Annotated in this window: 14 protein-coding genes; 4 read left to right on the top strand and 10 right to left on the bottom strand. The window is 71.0% G+C overall.

Translation table 11 applies throughout. The features are described from left to right. From AC1D12_RS08190 to AC1D12_RS08160, 7 genes are all read right to left on the bottom strand, one after another. Positions 1-762: gamma-glutamyltransferase (locus tag AC1D12_RS08190; RefSeq protein WP_477839861.1), on the bottom strand; the 762-nt coding region annotated here is incomplete at its 3' end. Positions 763-856: 94 nt separating this feature from the next. Continuing rightward, positions 857-2,362: a tripartite tricarboxylate transporter permease gene (locus AC1D12_RS08185; RefSeq protein WP_477839860.1), complete on the bottom strand. Its 1,506-nt coding sequence runs from the start codon at positions 2,360-2,362 to the stop codon at positions 857-859. A 13-nt stretch (positions 2,363-2,375) separates the two neighbouring features. After that, the gene (locus tag AC1D12_RS08180; protein WP_477828318.1) at positions 2,376-2,837 is read right to left on the bottom strand and encodes a tripartite tricarboxylate transporter TctB family protein; all 462 of its coding nucleotides are present in this window, start codon (positions 2,835-2,837) and stop codon (positions 2,376-2,378) included. A 123-nt stretch (positions 2,838-2,960) separates the two neighbouring features. Then, complete coding sequence (locus tag AC1D12_RS08175) at positions 2,961-4,769, bottom strand: GspE/PulE family protein (RefSeq protein WP_465111861.1); 1,809 nt, start codon at positions 4,767-4,769, stop codon at positions 2,961-2,963. Next, the gene (locus AC1D12_RS08170; protein WP_465111860.1) at positions 4,766-5,536 is read right to left on the bottom strand and encodes a class I SAM-dependent methyltransferase; all 771 of its coding nucleotides are present in this window, start codon (positions 5,534-5,536) and stop codon (positions 4,766-4,768) included. The genes AC1D12_RS08175 and AC1D12_RS08170 overlap by 4 nt, the downstream gene beginning before the upstream one ends. Before the next feature lie 12 nt (positions 5,537-5,548). Then, positions 5,549-6,082, bottom strand: a complete 534-nt coding sequence (locus tag AC1D12_RS08165) for a DNA-deoxyinosine glycosylase (protein WP_477826861.1) — start codon at positions 6,080-6,082, stop codon at positions 5,549-5,551. Then, a complete protein-coding gene (locus AC1D12_RS08160; RefSeq protein WP_477839858.1) occupies positions 6,079-6,906 on the bottom strand; it encodes a TatD family hydrolase in 828 nt (275 codons plus the stop codon). Before AC1D12_RS08160 ends, AC1D12_RS08165 begins: the two co-directional genes overlap by 4 nt. Positions 6,907-7,049: 143 nt before the next feature. Here AC1D12_RS08160 and AC1D12_RS08155 point away from each other — a divergent pair, with 143 nt between their 5' ends. The 4 genes from AC1D12_RS08155 to AC1D12_RS08140 are packed head-to-tail and all read left to right on the top strand — an operon-like array spanning position 7,050 to position 11,130. Continuing rightward, on the top strand, positions 7,050-8,096 hold the full coding sequence (locus AC1D12_RS08155) for a S1C family serine protease (protein ID WP_465111857.1): 1,047 nt from the start codon (positions 7,050-7,052) through the stop codon (positions 8,094-8,096). Between the two features lie 24 nt (positions 8,097-8,120). After that, positions 8,121-9,128 (top strand): AAA family ATPase, encoded by a 1,008-nt coding sequence (locus AC1D12_RS08150; RefSeq protein ID WP_477839856.1) that lies wholly within the window; start codon positions 8,121-8,123, stop codon positions 9,126-9,128. After that, complete coding sequence (locus AC1D12_RS08145) at positions 9,128-10,105, top strand: DUF58 domain-containing protein (RefSeq protein ID WP_477839854.1); 978 nt, start codon at positions 9,128-9,130, stop codon at positions 10,103-10,105. Before AC1D12_RS08150 ends, AC1D12_RS08145 begins: the two co-directional genes overlap by 1 nt. Then, positions 10,102-11,130: a VWA domain-containing protein gene (locus AC1D12_RS08140; RefSeq protein WP_047504484.1), complete on the top strand. Its 1,029-nt coding sequence runs from the start codon at positions 10,102-10,104 to the stop codon at positions 11,128-11,130. The genes AC1D12_RS08145 and AC1D12_RS08140 overlap by 4 nt, the downstream gene beginning before the upstream one ends. Here AC1D12_RS08140 and AC1D12_RS08135 read toward each other — a convergent pair. From AC1D12_RS08135 to AC1D12_RS08125, 3 genes are all read right to left on the bottom strand, one after another. Further along, entirely contained in the window at positions 11,123-14,029 is a 2,907-nt protein-coding gene (locus AC1D12_RS08135; RefSeq protein WP_477839851.1) for a ligand-binding sensor domain-containing diguanylate cyclase, read from the bottom strand. The two genes, AC1D12_RS08140 and AC1D12_RS08135, sit on opposite strands and share 8 nt — an antisense overlap. Continuing rightward, positions 14,026-15,342 carry an ATP-binding protein gene (locus tag AC1D12_RS08130; RefSeq protein WP_477839849.1) on the bottom strand — a complete coding sequence of 439 codons (1,317 nt, stop codon included), beginning with the start codon at positions 15,340-15,342 and terminating at the stop codon, positions 14,026-14,028. The genes AC1D12_RS08135 and AC1D12_RS08130 overlap by 4 nt, the downstream gene beginning before the upstream one ends. Further along, a partial coding sequence (locus AC1D12_RS08125) for a winged helix-turn-helix domain-containing protein (protein ID WP_477839847.1) occupies positions 15,339-15,856 on the bottom strand: 518 nt, incomplete at its 5' end. The genes AC1D12_RS08130 and AC1D12_RS08125, both read right to left, overlap by 4 nt.

The raw sequence follows: 15,856 nt of genomic DNA, 5'->3' as shown, positions 1-15,856 counted from the left end.
GGCCTGGCCGATCGGTGCCACCCACTCCGGCCGGTAGGTCGCGAAATCGGCCACGCTGATCGCGCCGCCGTGCGCCTTCGCGTGGCGGGCCGCCGCCTCGGCGATCTCGCCGCCGTAGTACGCGGCGCCCCGCGTCTGCGCGATCAGGCGCAGCGACCGCGCGGCACCGGGGAAGCGGAACAGCTCGCCGAGGTTCGGCGCGCGGCCGTGCGGCATGAAGGTCTCGGCGAAGCCCGGCTGCTGCTCCAGCAGCGGCACCGCGGCCGACCACTTCTGCTGCACGACGGTAGGCACCGCATACCCGCGCTCGGCGATCTCGATGGCCGGCGCCAGCAGGTCGGCGAACGGCAGCTTGCCGAAGCGCTCGCTCAAGGCCACCCAGCCGGCGACGGCGCCCGGCACCGTGGCACTGTCCCAGCCGCGCACCGGCGGCGTCTTCGCATCGGCGCCGTACTTGCCGCGGAAGTACCCGGGCGTCCAGGCCGCCGGCGCGCGCCCGCTCGCATTCAGGCCGTGCAGCGACTGCCCGTCCCACAGGATGCAGAACGCGTCGGAGCCGAGCCCGTTGCTGACCGGCTCGACGACGGTCATCGCGGCCGCCGCGGCGATCGCCGCATCCACCGCGTTGCCGCCGTTCAGCAGCATGCGCAATCCGGCCTGCGCGCCCAGCGGGTGCGAGGTCGACACCACGTTGCGGCCGAACACCGGCAGGCGCTGGCTCGAATAGCCAGCGCTCCAGTCAAAGTGATTCGTTGCGTCCATTCCCTGGCCCTTGAAAGTGATGCGCGGATGATGCCCGCCGCGCCCCAAAAGAAACAGGCCGCTCGAGGCGGCCTGTGTTTTGACTGGAAGAGCGCTATTCCTCCTGGAATGCCTCTTCGCGTTTGGACTTGATCGACGGCAGCAGCACGATCACGATCATCAGGGCGGCCGCGATCAGCAGCCCGGCCGACAGCGGCCGCACGAGGAAGGTGCTCCAGTCGCCRCGYGAMAGCAGCAGSGCSCGGCGCAGGTTCTCTTCCATCATSGGGCCSAGGATRAAGCCCAGCAGCAGCGGCGCCGGCTCGCAACTCAGCTTGTAGAACAGGTAGCCCACCACCGCGAACGCCGCCGTCATGTAGACGTCGAAGGTGTTGTTGTTCAGCGTGTACACACCGATGCAGCAGAACAGCGTGATCGCCGGGAACAGGAAGCGGTAGGGCACCGTCAGCAGCTTGATCCAGATGCCGATCAGCGGCAGGTTCAGGATCACCAGCATCGCGTTGCCGACCCACATCGAGGCGATCAGGCCCCAGAACAGCTGCGGGTTGCTCGTCATCACCTGCGGGCCGGGCTGGATGCCCTTGATCGTCATCGCGCCCACCATCAGCGCCATCACCGCGTTCGGCGGGATGCCCAGCGTCAGCATCGGGATGAACGAGGTCTGCGCACCGGCGTTGTTCGCCGACTCGGGACCGGCCACGCCGCGGATGTCGCCCTTGCCGAAGCGGCCGGAAGCGCCTGCCACCTTCTTCTCGACCGTGTACGCCGCGAACGAGGCCAGCAGCGCACCGCCGCCCGGCAGCACGCCCAGCACCGAACCCAGTGCGGTGCCGCGCAGCACCGCGGGCCAGGCGTCCTTGAAGTCCTGCTTGGTCGGCCACAGGCCCTTCACGCTCTTCGTGAACACCTCGCGGTGCTCGGCCGGCATGCCCAGGTTGGCGATGATCTCGCCGAAACCGAACACGCCCATCGCGATCACGACGAAGCCGATGCCGTCGGTCAACTCGGGGACGTCGAAGCTGTAGCGCGCCTGGCCGGAGATCACGTCGGTGTTGATCTGCGCGAGCAGCAGGCCGAGGATGATCATCGAGATCGCCTTGATCAGCGAGCCCGAGGCCAGCACCACGGCGCCGATCAGGCCCAGCACCATCAGCGAGAAGTACTCCTGCGGGCCGAACTTGAAGGCCAGCTCGGTCAGCGGCGGCGCGAAGGCCGCGATGATGATGGTGCCCACGCAGCCGGCGAAGAACGAGCCCAGGCCTGCCGCGGCGAGCGCCGCACCGGCACGGCCCTGGCGGGCCATCTGGTAGCCGTCGATCGCGGTCACGACCGAGCTCGACTCACCCGGCACGTTGATCAGGATGGCGGTCGTCGAGCCGCCGTACTGCGCGCCGTAGTAGATGCCGGCCAGCATGATCAGCGCCGGCGTCGCGTCGAGCGCATAGATCGACGGCAGCAGCATCGCGATGGTGGCCACCGGGCCCAGCCCGGGCAGCACGCCGATCAGCGTGCCCAGCACCGAACCGAAGAACGCATACATCAGGTTCTGCGCCGTGAAGGCGACGCCGAAGCCGAGTGCGAGGTTTCCCAACAAGTCCATGGTGTTTTCCTTTTCAGCCCACGAACCAGGGCCACATCGGGATGACCAGCTTCAGCCCGAGCACGAAGATCGCCCACGAACCCACGGTGAGCACGACGGCCGTCGCGACGACGCCCTTCCACTTGAATTCATCGCCGGCGAGGCTGGTCATCAGGATCAGGATCGGCACCGTGATCACCAGGCCCAGGCGCGGCAGCGCGAGGCCGAACACCGCGATCGCCGCGACGATCACCAGCAGCGGGCGCCACGCGATGTGGCCGATCGGGTCGCCCCCCTCGACCTCGATGGTCAGCGACTTGAACAGCACGAAGCCGCCCAGGATCGCCATCAGCACGCTGAGGATCAGCGGGAAGTAGCCGGGGCCCGGCCGCGCCGAGCTCCCCATGCTGTAGTTCGTCGCACCGACGGCGAACACCACGCCGACGACGATGAACATCAAACCGGACCAGAAGTCCCGTTGGCTCTTGATCTGCACGAATAGCTCCTCGTGTCCTGGGTGGACGTGACGCTGTCTGTTACAGCTTGCGGACGATTCTAGGCAGACCACTCCAGGCGCCGTGTGTGGTTTACACGTAGCGCAGCGTGTCCTGAGGTGTCATCAGGTGTCCCAGGACGGCGTCGAGCGCAGCACCTCGTCCATCGTGGTGACGCCTTCGGCCACCTTCATCATCCCGGCCAGCCGCAAGGGCCGCAGCCCCTCGGCGAGCGACAGCTGGCGCAGCTTCGACGCATCGGGCACCGGGTGGATGGCCGGCTGCGCCGCCTCGTTCAGCGTCAGCAGTTCGTAGAGCCCCGCGCGGCCGCGGAATCCCGTCATGCGGCATTCGAGGCAGCCCACCGGCTTGTAGGGCCGCGCCTTGCCGTTGATGCGCCACGGCTTGATGGCCTCGTTCAGCGTCTCGGCCGTCACGGCTTCATCGGGCTGCTTGCAGCTCGCGCACAGCGCGCGCACCAGCCGCTGCGCCAGCACGCCGATCACGGTGGCGCCGATCAGGTACGGCGGCACGCCCAGGTCGACCAGCCGCGTCACCGCCGAGGCCGAGTCGTTGGTGTGCAGCGTGCTGAACACCAGGTGGCCGGTCAGCGCGGCCTGGATCGCCATCTCGGCGGTCTCCAGGTCGCGGATTTCGCCCACCATGATGATGTCCGGGTCCTGCCGCATCAGCGCCCGCACGCCTTCGGCGAAGCCGAGGTCCAGCGCAGGTTGCACCTGCGTCTGGTTGAAGGTGGGCTGGATCATCTCGATCGGGTCTTCGATCGTGCAGACGTTGACCTCGTCGGTGGCCAGCCGCTTCAGCGTGGAGTACAGCGTGGTGGTCTTGCCCGATCCGGTCGGCCCGGTCACGAGGATGATGCCGTGCGGCCGCGCGGTGAGCCCCTCCCATCGCTGGGCGTCGTGGCTGCCGAAGCCGAGCGCATCGAGCGACTTGACGGTCGTGTCCGGGTCGAAGATCCGCATCACCATCTTCTCGCCGAACGCGGTGGGCAGCGTCGACAGCCGCATCTCCACCTCGTCGCCGTTCGGGTTGCGCGTCTTGATGCGGCCGTCGAGCGGACGCCGCTTCTCGACCACGTCCATGCGGCCGAGCAGCTTCACGCGCGCGATCATCGCGTTCATCACGCCGGGCGGCAGCTGGTAGACGGTGTGCATCACGCCGTCGATGCGGAAGCGGATCAGGCTCAGCTCGCGGCGCGGCTCCAGGTGGATGTCGCTCGCGCGCTGGTCGAAGGCGTACTGCCACAGCCAGTCGACCACCTGCACGACGCCCTGGTCGTTGGCATCGAGCTGCTTGTTGCTGCGCCCGAGCTCCACCAACTGCTCGAAGCTCGCGGCCGCCGAGTTCTCGCCGTTCTTGGCCGCCGCGCGCACCGAGCGCGACAGCGTGTAGAACTCGGTCGTGTAGCGCGCCACCTCGATCGGGTTGACCAGCACCAGCCGCAGCGTCTTGCGCGTGTGGGCCTCGATCTCGGGCGCCCAGGCGATGTCGAACGGCTCGCTGGTCGCCACCGTCACGTCCTGTGCACCGAACAGCAGCGGCAGCGCGCGGCGGCGCTCGGCATAGCTGATCGACATCACGTCGCCGACGCGGCCCACGTCGACCTTCAGCGGATCGATGCGCATGTACGGCATGCCGATGCGGCCGGCCAGCCATTCGGTGAGCATCTCGGTGTCGAGCGGCTTGCCGGACAGGTTCGACAGGCCCGCGCTGCCCAGCCGCACCAGCGGATGCTGCACGCTCTCGGCCGCCGCGAAGCGCTTCTCGGTGCGGTCATGGTCCTCGCGGCCGATCACGCCGTCCTCGAGCAGCCAGTGCAGCATGCGTCGCCACTCGAGGCGGCCGCGCGGGTGCCCGGCGGCGCCCTTGTCGGCCTTGGGGTGTTTCGTCGTCGAAGCCGCTGCGGTCATGGGGTCACCCCGTTCGTGTTTCTGATCATCCGCAGCCACTTGCGCGCAGGCAGGTCGAAGCGGTTCTCGATGTTGTCGGCCCGCGCGGCCAGGACTTCACGGGACGGAAGTACCCGCCCCTTCATGCCGACCACGACGGTGTTGCCCTCGCGGGTGGGCCGCATGCTCCACACGGCCGCCTCGCCGAAGGCGGCCGCGATGCGCGCCGCGCTCTGCTCGTAGCTCGCATCGCGGCCGAACAGGTTGACCGTCATCACGCCGCCATCGGCCAGCACGCGGTGGCAGGCGCGGTAGAACGCGTCGTCGTCGAGCACCGGGCTGGCGGCCTCGTGGTCGTACAGGTCCACGCACAGCACCTGCACGCTGCCGGCATTCTTCGGGTCGGCCACCCACAGGCCGGCGTCCTGGTTCAGCACCTGCAGCCGGTCGTCGTCTTCCGGCAGCTTGAACCACAGCCGGCAGGCGGTGATGACGGTCGGGTTCAGCTCGACGGCCGTGGTGCGCATGCCCATGCGCTGCGTGAAGCGCGTGATGGCCGCGGCGCCCAGGCCGAGCTGCACCGCATGGCCCTCGCCGAGCGCCTCGGGCTCGATCAGCAGCAGCCAGACCATCATGCGCTGCACGTAGTCGAGCTCGATCACGTTCGGCTTGCGCACGCGCATCGCGCCCTGCACCCAGGGCGTGCCCAGGTGCAGGTAGCGCACGCCGTCGGCCTCGGAGAGGGTGGCGGGGACGAGTTCGGGTTCGGGTGTCGGGCGGGCAGGCATCAGGGCAATGGTTCAGGCAATTCCGTGGGATTCGAAGGCGGCGCGCCAGGCGGCCAGCTTGCGCTCGAAGCTCCACGAGGCGTTGGCCGGGCTGGTCGACGGCAGGCGCGTCACCGGCACGCCGAGCGTCGCGGTGAACCGCATCGCCCGGGCCGATTCGCCGCCATTGTGGGCGATGCCCTGCAGGCCGGGCGCGAGCCGCTGCAGGCCGGCGAGGTCGTTGTACTGCGCATCCTCGATCGCGCTGTCGAGGCTGCCCTCGCGGCGGCAATGGGCATAGACGTCCCAGATGCCCAGCCCGCGCTCGCGCACTTCGTCGATGCGCCGGGCGTAAGGCAGGGTCCGCAGGTCGACATCCCACAGCGCCGACAGGATCGGCCAGAAGTGGTTGCGCGGGTGGGCGTAGTACTGGCCGGCCTGCAAGGAGGCGACGCCAGGAAAGCTGCCCAGCACCACCAGCCGCGTGCGCGGGCCGATCACCGGCGGCAGGCCCTGCAGCAGCGGCTCGACGGTGGGGGTGGCGGTGGAAGAGAGCGCTGGCTTCATCGGGCCGGCCAGTCTGCCAGAGCCGCGAGGCGCGGCAGCGCGGCGTGCGTGTTGGCGCGTGTCAGTTGCGACAAGTCGTGCAGCGACAGGCCGCGCAGGCCGGCCAGCACCTCGGCGATGCGCGGCAGCTCCGCCGGCTCGTTGCGCGAGGTGGCACCCGCCGCGCGCTGCCCGGCCGTGCGGTACAGCCAGTGCGGCGGGATGTCGGGGGCATCGGTCTCCAGCACCAGGGCCTCGGCCGGCACCGTCTGCGCCAGGCGGCGGATCTGCAGCGCGCGATCGAAGGTCATCGCGCCGCCGAAACCCAGCTTGAAGCCCAGCCCGACGAACACCTCGGCCTGCTGCGCGCTGCCGTTGAAGGCGTGGGCGATGCCGCGCACCTCGATGCGGCGCAGGTGCTTCAGCAGCGAATCGGCCGAGCGCCGCACATGCACGATCACCGGCAGGCCGAACTCGCGCGCCAGCTTCAGCTGCTCAGCGAAGAAGTGCTCACCACGCGCCTGGTCGAGGCCCGGCACGAAATGGTCCAGCCCGATCTCGCCGACCGCCACCAGGCGGGGGTCGCCGWTGTGCTGCGCCAGGGCCTGGCGCAGCAGCGCCAGGTCGCCGTCGCCGGCCGCGTCGACGCACAGCGGGTGGATGCCCAGCGCATAGGCCAACCCATGCTGGTGCGCCAGCGCCCTCACCGTCTCGAAATTGCCCACCGCGACCGCCGGCAGCACCTGCTGCGTGACGCCGGCGGCCCGCGCCCGCTCGACCACCGCCTCGCGGTCGGGGTCGAATTCGGGGGCATCGAGGTGGCAATGGGAGTCGATCCAGCGCATCCCCCGGATGATGCCTTGCCCGCCAGCTCAACCAGTACCTCGGGGCGTGCACGGCCGGCGACTCCGTGTTACGGTGACGCCATCGTCAGCGTTCGGCACAGTTTTGTTTCTCAATGTGCCGACTGCCATCGCAGGAGGCAGGCATGAGACAGGCTCCGCTCTACAGCCGCTCTCGGCGGGCACCCGCCGGTGCATCCTCGGTTGCGCCCGAGACACCGGTCGCGGCGGACGCATCGCCGGCGGCAACACCCGCCGTGGCGCCCTCCCGCTGGCGCGGCTGGTTCGGCCGCCATGAACGCCTGCTGTGGGGCTTTTCCGGCGCCGTGCTGGTGCTGGGCGGCGTGGCCGGCTGGCAGGCGATCAACCCGGCCGCCCGCGCGCTAACCCAGGCCGACATCGACGCCGCCGTGCGCCACTCGCTTGAGAAGGAGCCGCTGCCGTCCGCCTACGCGAAGGCGTACGAGATCATCGCCCCGTCGGTCGTGCGCGTGGTCGGCACCGATGGCGACGAGCCCGACCGCGCGAAGGCCGAGGCCACGCCCGATGCGAAGCGCGCCAAGCCGGGGCCGCTGCCGAAGGCCGCGAAGCCCGTGCCGGGCGACCGCAAGAAGCAGACCGCCTCCGACTCGCCCGAGCCCGGCGAGCCGCACCTGTCCACCTCCACCGGCTCCGGCGTCGTGATCATCGACAACGGCACCATCCTGACCAACCTGCACGTGGTGCAGGGGTCGAAGAAGTTGCGCGTGACCTTCGCCGACGGCTTCGAGTCGGACGCGACGGTGGTCGGCGTCGAGCCGGAGCACGACTTGGCGGTGCTGCGTGCCAAGAGCATTCCCGACGACCTGCAGGCCGCGACGATGCGCTCGGCCTCCGACCTGCGGGCCGGCGACCAGGTGATCGCGGTCGGCTACCCGTTCGGCATCGGCCCGTCGGTGTCCGGCGGCGTGATCTCCGGCCTGAAGCGCGACTTCCGCTCGCCGCAGGGCCAGCGGCTGCTGAACAACCTGATCCAGTTCGATGCCGCCGCCAACCCCGGCAACTCCGGCGGCCCGCTGGTGACGATGGACGGCTCGGTGGTCGGCATCGTCACCGCGATCCTGAACCCGACCGAGCACCGCACCTTCATCGGCATCGGCTTCGCGGTGCCGATCGACAGCGCCGCCAACGCGGCCGGCATGCCGCCGTTCTGATTTCCACCCTCACCCGGAGACTTCATGGACCAGCCCGACAGCCAGAACACCGCGACGCTGATGGAGCGGCTGCTGTACGAAGTCAAGCGCGTCGTGGTCGGGCAGGACAAGTTCCTCGAGCGCGTGATGGTGGCGATGCTGGCCCAGGGCCACCTGCTGGTCGAGGGGGTGCCGGGCCTCGCGAAGACGATCACCATCAAGACGCTCGCGACCACGCTGCGCGGCAGCTTCAAGCGCATCCAGTTCACGCCCGACCTGGTGCCGGCCGACCTGGTCGGCACACGCATCTACAACCAGAAGACCGGCGAGTTCGCGACCTCGCTCGGCCCGGTGTTCGCGAACCTGCTGCTGGCCGACGAGATCAACCGCGCCCCGGCCAAGGTGCAGAGCGCGCTGCTGGAGGTGATGCAGGAACGCCAGGTGACGATCGCCGGCGAGACGCACAAGGTGCCCTCGCCCTTCCTCGTGATGGCCACGCAGAACCCGATCGAGACCGAGGGCACCTACCCGCTGCCCGAGGCGCAGGTCGACCGCTTCATGATGAAGGTGCTGGTCGGCTACCCGAGCGAGGAAGAGGAGTTCGTGATCGTCGAGCGCGTCACCGGCGACCCGGTGCAGGTGAGCGCCGTCGCGAGCACCGAGCAGCTCGCCGAGCTGCAGCACCGCTGCCGCAGCGTGTACGTCGACCCGGCGCTGATGCAGTACGCGGTGCGGCTGGTCAGCGCGACGCGCAACCCGGCGCGCTACGGCCTGCCGGACCTCGCCAAGTTCATCAGCTTCGGCGCCAGCCCGCGCGCCACCATCGGCCTGATCGAGGGCGCGCGCGCGATGGCGCTGCTGCGCGGGCGCAGCTATGCGCTGCCCGAAGACGTGCTCGACCTGGTGCCCGACGTGCTGCGGCATCGCCTGGTGCTGAGCTACGAAGCGCTCGCCGAGGGGCTGAGCGCGGACCAGGTCGTCCACAAGATCGTGCAGAAGGTGCCCAAGCCCGACAAGCCGATGGCGCACCGGGCCGAAGAAGCGGGGCGCTGATGGACGAGTCCGCCAGATCGCCTGCGACGCCCAGCGCCGAATCGGTGCTGCAGCGGCTCGAGTGGACCGTGCTGCGCCGCCTCGACGGCCTGCTGCAGGGCGACTACCGCACGCTGTGGCGCGGCGCCGGGCTCGACCTGGCCGACCTGCGCGAGTACCAGCACCACGACGACGTGCGCCACATCGACTGGAACGTCACCGCGCGGCTGCAGGTGCCGCACGTGCGCGAGTTCACCGAAGACCGCGAGATGAGCGCCTGGTTCCTGCTCGACCTGAGCGGCAGCATCGATTTCGGTGCGCAGCGCAGCAAGCGCAGCGTGTCGGCCGAGTTCGTCACCGTGCTGGCGCGCCTGCTGACGCGGCACGGCAACCGCGTCGGCGCGGTGTTCTACGGCAGCCAGGTCGATGCGGTGCTGCCGCCGCGCACCGGCCGCAGCCATGTGCTGAACCTGCTGCAGCGGCTGCGCGCGCATGCGGCGCCGCAGGCTGCAGCGCAGCGCGAGACGCGGCTCGGCGACCTGCTGCAGCGCGCGGCGACGATGATCCCGCGGCGTTCGATGGTGTTCGTCGTCTCCGACTTCATCAGCGCACCCGGCTGGGCCGACGCGATGGCGCGCCTGGCGCAGCGCCACGAGGTGCTGGCGGTGCGGCTGTACGACGAGATGGAACTCGACCTGCCGGACCTCGGCCTCGTCACGCTGCAGGATGCCGAGACCGGCGAGCAGCTGCTGGTCGACACCCACGACCCGGGCTTCCGCGAGCGCTTCGCGCGCATCGCCGAGTCGCGCGAGGACGAACTGCACGCCGCCTTCGCGCGCGCCGGCGTCGACACGCTGGAGCTGACCACCGACGACGACCTGGGCGAGGCGCTGCTGCGCTTCGTCGAGCTGCGCCGGCAGCGCGCGCGGGCCTCGCACGGCGGCGGGATGGCGGCGCACCTGCGGCCTCTTGTCGGTGCATCGAGGAGCGCGGCATGACCTTCGTCTGGCCTCACCTGCTGTGGGCGCTGCTGGCGGTGCCGTTGCTGGTGCTGCTCTACCTGTGGCTGCTGAACAAGCGCAAGAAATCGACGCTGCGCTTCGCGAGCCTGGCCATCGTCAAGCAGGCCCAGGGCGGCGGCCCCGGCTGGCGCCGCCATGTGCCGCCGGCCCTGCTGCTCGTGGCGCTCGGTGCCTTGCTGATCGCGACCGCGCGGCCGATGGCGGTGGTGACGCTGCCGCTGCAGCAGGAGACCATCATCCTCGCGATGGATGTCTCCGGCAGCATGCGCGCCACCGACGTGCAGCCGGATCGCCTGACGGCCGCGCAGGAGGCCGCCAAGTCCTTCCTGATCGACCTGCCGCGCAGCGTGCGCGTGGGCGTGGTGTCGTTCGCCGGCACTGCCGCGGTGGTGCAGCCGCCGACGCAGAGCCGCGACGACGTGGTGGCCGCGATCGACCGCTTCCAGCTGCAGCGCGGCACCGCGATCGGCAGCGGCATCGTGCTGTCGCTCGCGACGATCTTTCCGGAGGCCGGCATCGACCTGTCGCAGATCACCGGCCAGCGCAACATGCCGCTCGGGCCGAACGACAAGCCGAAGCAGGATTTCGTGCCGGTCGCGCCGGGCTCGTACGCCTCGGCCGCGGTGATCCTGCTGACCGATGGCCAGCGCACCACCGGGCCCGACCCGCTGGACGCCGCGAAGATGGCGGCCGACCGCGGCGTGAAGGTGTATTCGGTGGGCATCGGCACCAAGGAAGGCGAGACGATCGGCTTCGAGGGCTGGTCGATGCGCGTGCGCCTGGACGAGGAGACGCTGAAGAACATCGCCAACCTGACGCGCGGCGAGTACTTCTACGCCGGCACCGCCACCGACCTGAAGAAGGTCTACCAGAGCCTCAGCTCGCGGCTGATGGTCGAGAAGAAGGAGACCGAGGTCAGCAGCCTGTTCGCGGCGTTCGGGGCCCTGCTGGTGCTGGTGGCGGCGACGCTGTCGGTGTGGTGGTTCGGGCGCGTCATGTAGCGGCGGCCACCGGCGGCGCGTACTCGATGCGATCGCGTCCGCCGTGCTTGGCACGGTGCAACGCCGCATCGGCCGCCGCGATCATGTCGTCGATGCTGAGGCGCGACGAAGGCTCCAGGCCGATCGCGCCGAAGGAGCACGTGACCGCCACGGCGGTCTCGCCGGCCTGCATCGGCATCGCCGCGACCGCAGCGTGGATACGCGCCAGGCGTTCGCGGTCCTCGGTCGGCCCGGAGCCCAGCCCGGGCAGGATCAGCAGAAACTCCTCGCCGCCGTAGCGGCCGATGGCGTCATAGGGGCGGACCTCGCCCGCCAGGCGGGCGACGAACTCGCGCAGCACGGCATCGCCTGCCGGGTGGCCGTGGCTGTCGTTGATGCGCTTGAAGTGATCGATGTCGGCCAGCACCAGGGTCAGGGACCTGCGCTCGCGCCGCGTGCGCCCGACCTCGCGCTCGAGGATCTCCAGGATCGCGCGCCGGTTCCAGGCGCCGGTCAGCGCGTCCTTCGTGGCCTGCTCGCGCAGCTGCTCCTGCGAGGCCTCGAGCTCGCGCGTGCGTTCGCGCACCAGGGCCTGCAGCCGCTGCTCGGCGCGCACCAGCGCGCGCGTGCGCCACCATGACCAGGCCCAGGCCAGCCCGAGCGCCAGCGCGGCGCAGGCGGCGTAGAACGTGCGTGTGGCCCACCAGGCCGGCTCGATCTCGAAGTCCAGCGCTACGCTGGCCGATCGCGAGCCGCGCTCCAGGTCGGCGGCCCGGGCCTCGAAGCGGTAGCTGCCAGCCGGCAGGCCGGTCAGGCGCACATCGGTGTGCGGCGCCACGGTCCATCGGTCGTCGAAGCCGGCGAGGCGGTATTCCAGCGCCAGGCCGTTGCGGTCGCGGTAGGCCGGCACGGCCAGCCCGATCTCCAGCGCGCCGCGCGACCACGGCAGCCGCAGCCTTCGATCCGTCGGCAGGGACACGCCATTGCTGCRCACGGACAGGATGGTCGCGTCCCGCGTCCCGTCCGCGAACAGTGCATCGGGCGCAACCAGGTGGGATGCGCCGCGGCTGGTGCCGATCCAGATCGTGCCGTCGGTGTCCTCGTACAAGGCGCCGCTCGAGGTGTCGTTCCAGACCAGCCCGTTGCGCTGATCGAGCAGGCGCCACACCCTGCCGTTCCACACCCCCACGCCGGCGTCGGTGTTCGCCCACAGCCAGCCCCGGCGGTCCTCCAGCAGCTCAAGCACGCTGCGCCCGCGCAACAGCGGCGGCGTGATGTCGGTGGCGACGATCGCGTCGCCCTGCGACACCAGGCGGCGCAGGCGCTGGTCGGCGCTCGCCGCGACGACACTGCCGTCGCGCAGGCAGCCGATGGCCGACTCCCTGCCGGCGCGGCCGGGTTCGAGCAGGCGTGCGGGCTGCCAGCGTCYGCCCGCCAGGCGTGCGATGCCCGGCTCGCCGGCGAACCACAGCGTGCCGTCCGGCGCCCGGCACATGTCGACGAACATCCCCTTGGCCATCGGGTCGGCGAGCTGCGGCCTCGAGCCCGCCACCTCCGTGCGCCAGCGGTACACGCCCTCGTCGGACGYGATCCACAGCTCGGCGTCGCGATCGCGCTGCACGCGGTAGATCGATGGCGCCTGATCGAGGCTTTCGACCGACGCCGGCTGGGGGCCCGCGGCGTTGCTGAAGCGCAGCAGTTTCCCGCCCCGGGTGYCGGCCCACAGCCCGCCGRCACCGTCCTGTTCGAGACTCGACACCTCGCGCGTGGCCGGCGTATCGGGCGCAGCCGCGACGAAACGGCGCGCCGCAGCGTCGAAGACAGCCAGCCCGCCGCCGGTGGCGACGTGCAGGCGCTGCCCCCCCGGTGCCGCGCTGCGCCGGATGCTCCATACGGTGGAGCGCGGCAGCCCGTCTGCGACCGACCAGTTCTCCCACAGGCCGTAACCGCGCCACTGCAGCACGCCGGCGCCGAGCTGCCCCAGCCAGACCCCGCCTTCGCGGTCGGCCAGCATCGCGCGCAGCTTGCCACCCAGCGGCAGCCCGGCGTCGTTGCCGAAACGCTGCCACGAGCGGCCATCCCAGCGCAGCAAGGCCTGCGGCACCGCGGTCAGGATGCGCTGCTGAGCGTCCTCGAGCAGCGGATAGTTCGCCACCGGATCCTCGACGAACTGCGCATCGCCGCGCTCGACGAAGCGCTCTGCACCGGCCGGCAGCTGCACGATGCCGCTCGAACTGCGGGCCCACAGTGCGCCCTCGCGGCTGCGCAGCAGCCGCGACCAGCGCTGGCGCGGCACGCCGCGCCCGGCGTCCCAGACCTCCAGCTGCCCCGCATGCAGGCGGCACAGCGCTTCGCCGCAGCCGAGCCAGAGCTCATCGTCGCCGGTCGCGAGCACGCTCTCCAGCTGGCGCAGGGGCGCCTGCACGGTCGCCGGGCCGTCACTCACCCGCCAGTGCTCGCCGTCATCGGGGCTGCTGACCACGAGCAGCCGACCATCCCCGTCGATCACCCACAGCCGGTCCGCGCCGGCCGCCGCGAGACCCTGCGGGAAGAAGACGGTGATCGGCCTCCCTTCGCGATCGACGCGGCGCAACGCGCCCTTCTGCAACACGAACAGCCCGTCAGTGGTGCCGACCCAGACGCGACCGGCCGCATCGGCAGCGAGCGCGTTGACCTCGATCAATCCCTGCTCGGCCCCGATGCGCTCGAAGCGCTCGCCATCGAAGCGGTAGAGGCCGTTCTCGGTACCGACCCACAGGAAGCCGGCACGGTCCTGCGCCAGCGCACGTGCCGCCAGGTTGTCCAGCCCGTCGGCCTGGCCGTACTCGCGCAGCGACATCTGCTCGGCCTGCGCGGCGAAGGCCATGCCGGCGAGGCAGGCCAGCAACCAGATCTTCCAGGTCCACCCGCGGCGGGTCATGCAGCCGCCTCGAAGCGCACCGTGGCGCGCAGGCCGCCGAGCGGCGAGTCGCCGAGCGTGACGCTCGCGCCGTGCTGCTGCGCGACGCCGCGCACGATCGCAAGGCCGAGGCCGGTGCCCGATTCCTCGTGCTCGGCGCGGCGGTAGAAGCGGTCGAACACGCGCTCGCGGTCGCCCGGTGGAATGCCGGGGCCGGCGTCGTCGACCTGCAGGATCGCGGCGCCCTCCTCGATCGCCACGTGCAGCTCGATGCGCGAGCCCGGCGGCGAGTAGCGCACCGCGTTGTCCGCGAGGTTGCGCGCCAGCACCGACAGCGCGTTGCGATCGCCCTGCACGAACACCGGTTCATCCGCGAACAGTTCGAAGTCGGCGCCGCGCGACAGCGCGAACGCCGCGGTGTCGACCAGCGCCTGGCGCACCACCTCGGCCAGGTCCACGCGCTCGGTGGCGGCGGGCGCGGCGCCGGGCTCGGTGCGTGCGAGCGTCAGCAGCTGCTCGACCAGCCGTGCCGAGCGGTCGATGCCGTGGCTCAGTGCGTCGATGGCCTGCTGGCGCTGCGCGTCGTCGGGCGCGCGCTTCAGCAGCTCCAGCTGCAGCTTCAGCGCCGTCAGCGGCGAGCGCAGCTCGTGCGCCGCGTCGGACACGAACGCGCGCTGCGTGTCGAGCGAATGGCCCAGGCGCTGCAGCAGCGCGTTCAGCGCGCCGACCAGCGGCGCCACCTCGTCCGGCAGGCCGTGCTGCGGCAGGGGCTCCAGCAGTTGCTCGCCGCGTTCGCGCAGCTGCCCTGCGACGCGGCGCAACGGGCGCAGCGTGAGCGCCGCGATCCAGCCCATCGCCAGCGCCATCACCGGCGCCAGCAGCAGCAGCGGCGCGACGCTGCGCAGCGCCGCGCCGGCCGCCAGCCGCTTGCGGATCTGCGCCGGTTGCGCCACCTGGATCACGCGGGAGCCGGTGGCCACGCTGAAGGTGCGCCAGGCCGGGCCCRCACCGTCGGCGCCGGCCTGCACGGTGGCGAGCCCGAGCAGCACGCGGGTCGGCAGGTCGGGGTGGTCGCGCGTCGCGTAGATGCGGCGGCCGTCGACGCTCCAGATCTGCACGACGAAATCGAACTGCTCGTCGGCCAGCGCGTTCATCTGCTCGGTCGCGATCTCGCCCTGGTCGCGCAGCGACAGCGCCATCTGGCGCAGCTGGTAGTCGAACAGCGCCTCGGTCTCGCTGAGCACGCTGCGGTAGGTGATCGCGCCCATCACCGCGGCGGCCACCATCAGCATCGCGAGCAGCGCCAGCAGCAGGCGCAGGCGGATCGACTTCAAGCGCCGCCCGCCGGGGGTGTGCCGGGCGTGCCGACGTAGTAGCCGACGCCGCGCATGTTCTGGATGAAGTCGGCGCCCAGCTTGCGGCGCAGCTGGTGGATGTAGACCGAGACGGCGTTGCTCTCGATCTCTTCGCCCCAGCCGTAGAGCCGGTCCTCGAGCTGGGCGCGCGACAGCAGCGCGCCGGGCCGGGCCATCAGCGCCTCGAGCACCGCGAACTCGCGCGCCGACAGCAGCACCGGCACGCCGTCGCGCGCCACCTGGCGCGTGGCCGGGTCGAGCGTGACGCCGCCGTGGCTGAGCAGCGGCTGCGCCCGGCCGCTGTGGCGGCGCAGCACGGCGCGCATGCGGGCACTCAGTTCATCGAGCTCGAAGGGTTTGACGAGGTAGTCGTCGGCACCGGCGTCGAGGCCGGCGACGCGCTCGCCGACGCCGTCGCGGGCGGTCAGCACGATGACCGGCGTGCTGTCGTGGCGCGCGCGCAGGGCGCGCAGCACGCCCAGGCCACCCGCGC

The sequence above is a fragment of the Rhizobacter sp. P1_G5 genome, assembly GCF_056405435.1.
The sequence above is the reverse complement of the archived record's forward strand: the minus strand, read 5'-3'. Positions and strand labels throughout refer to the sequence as shown.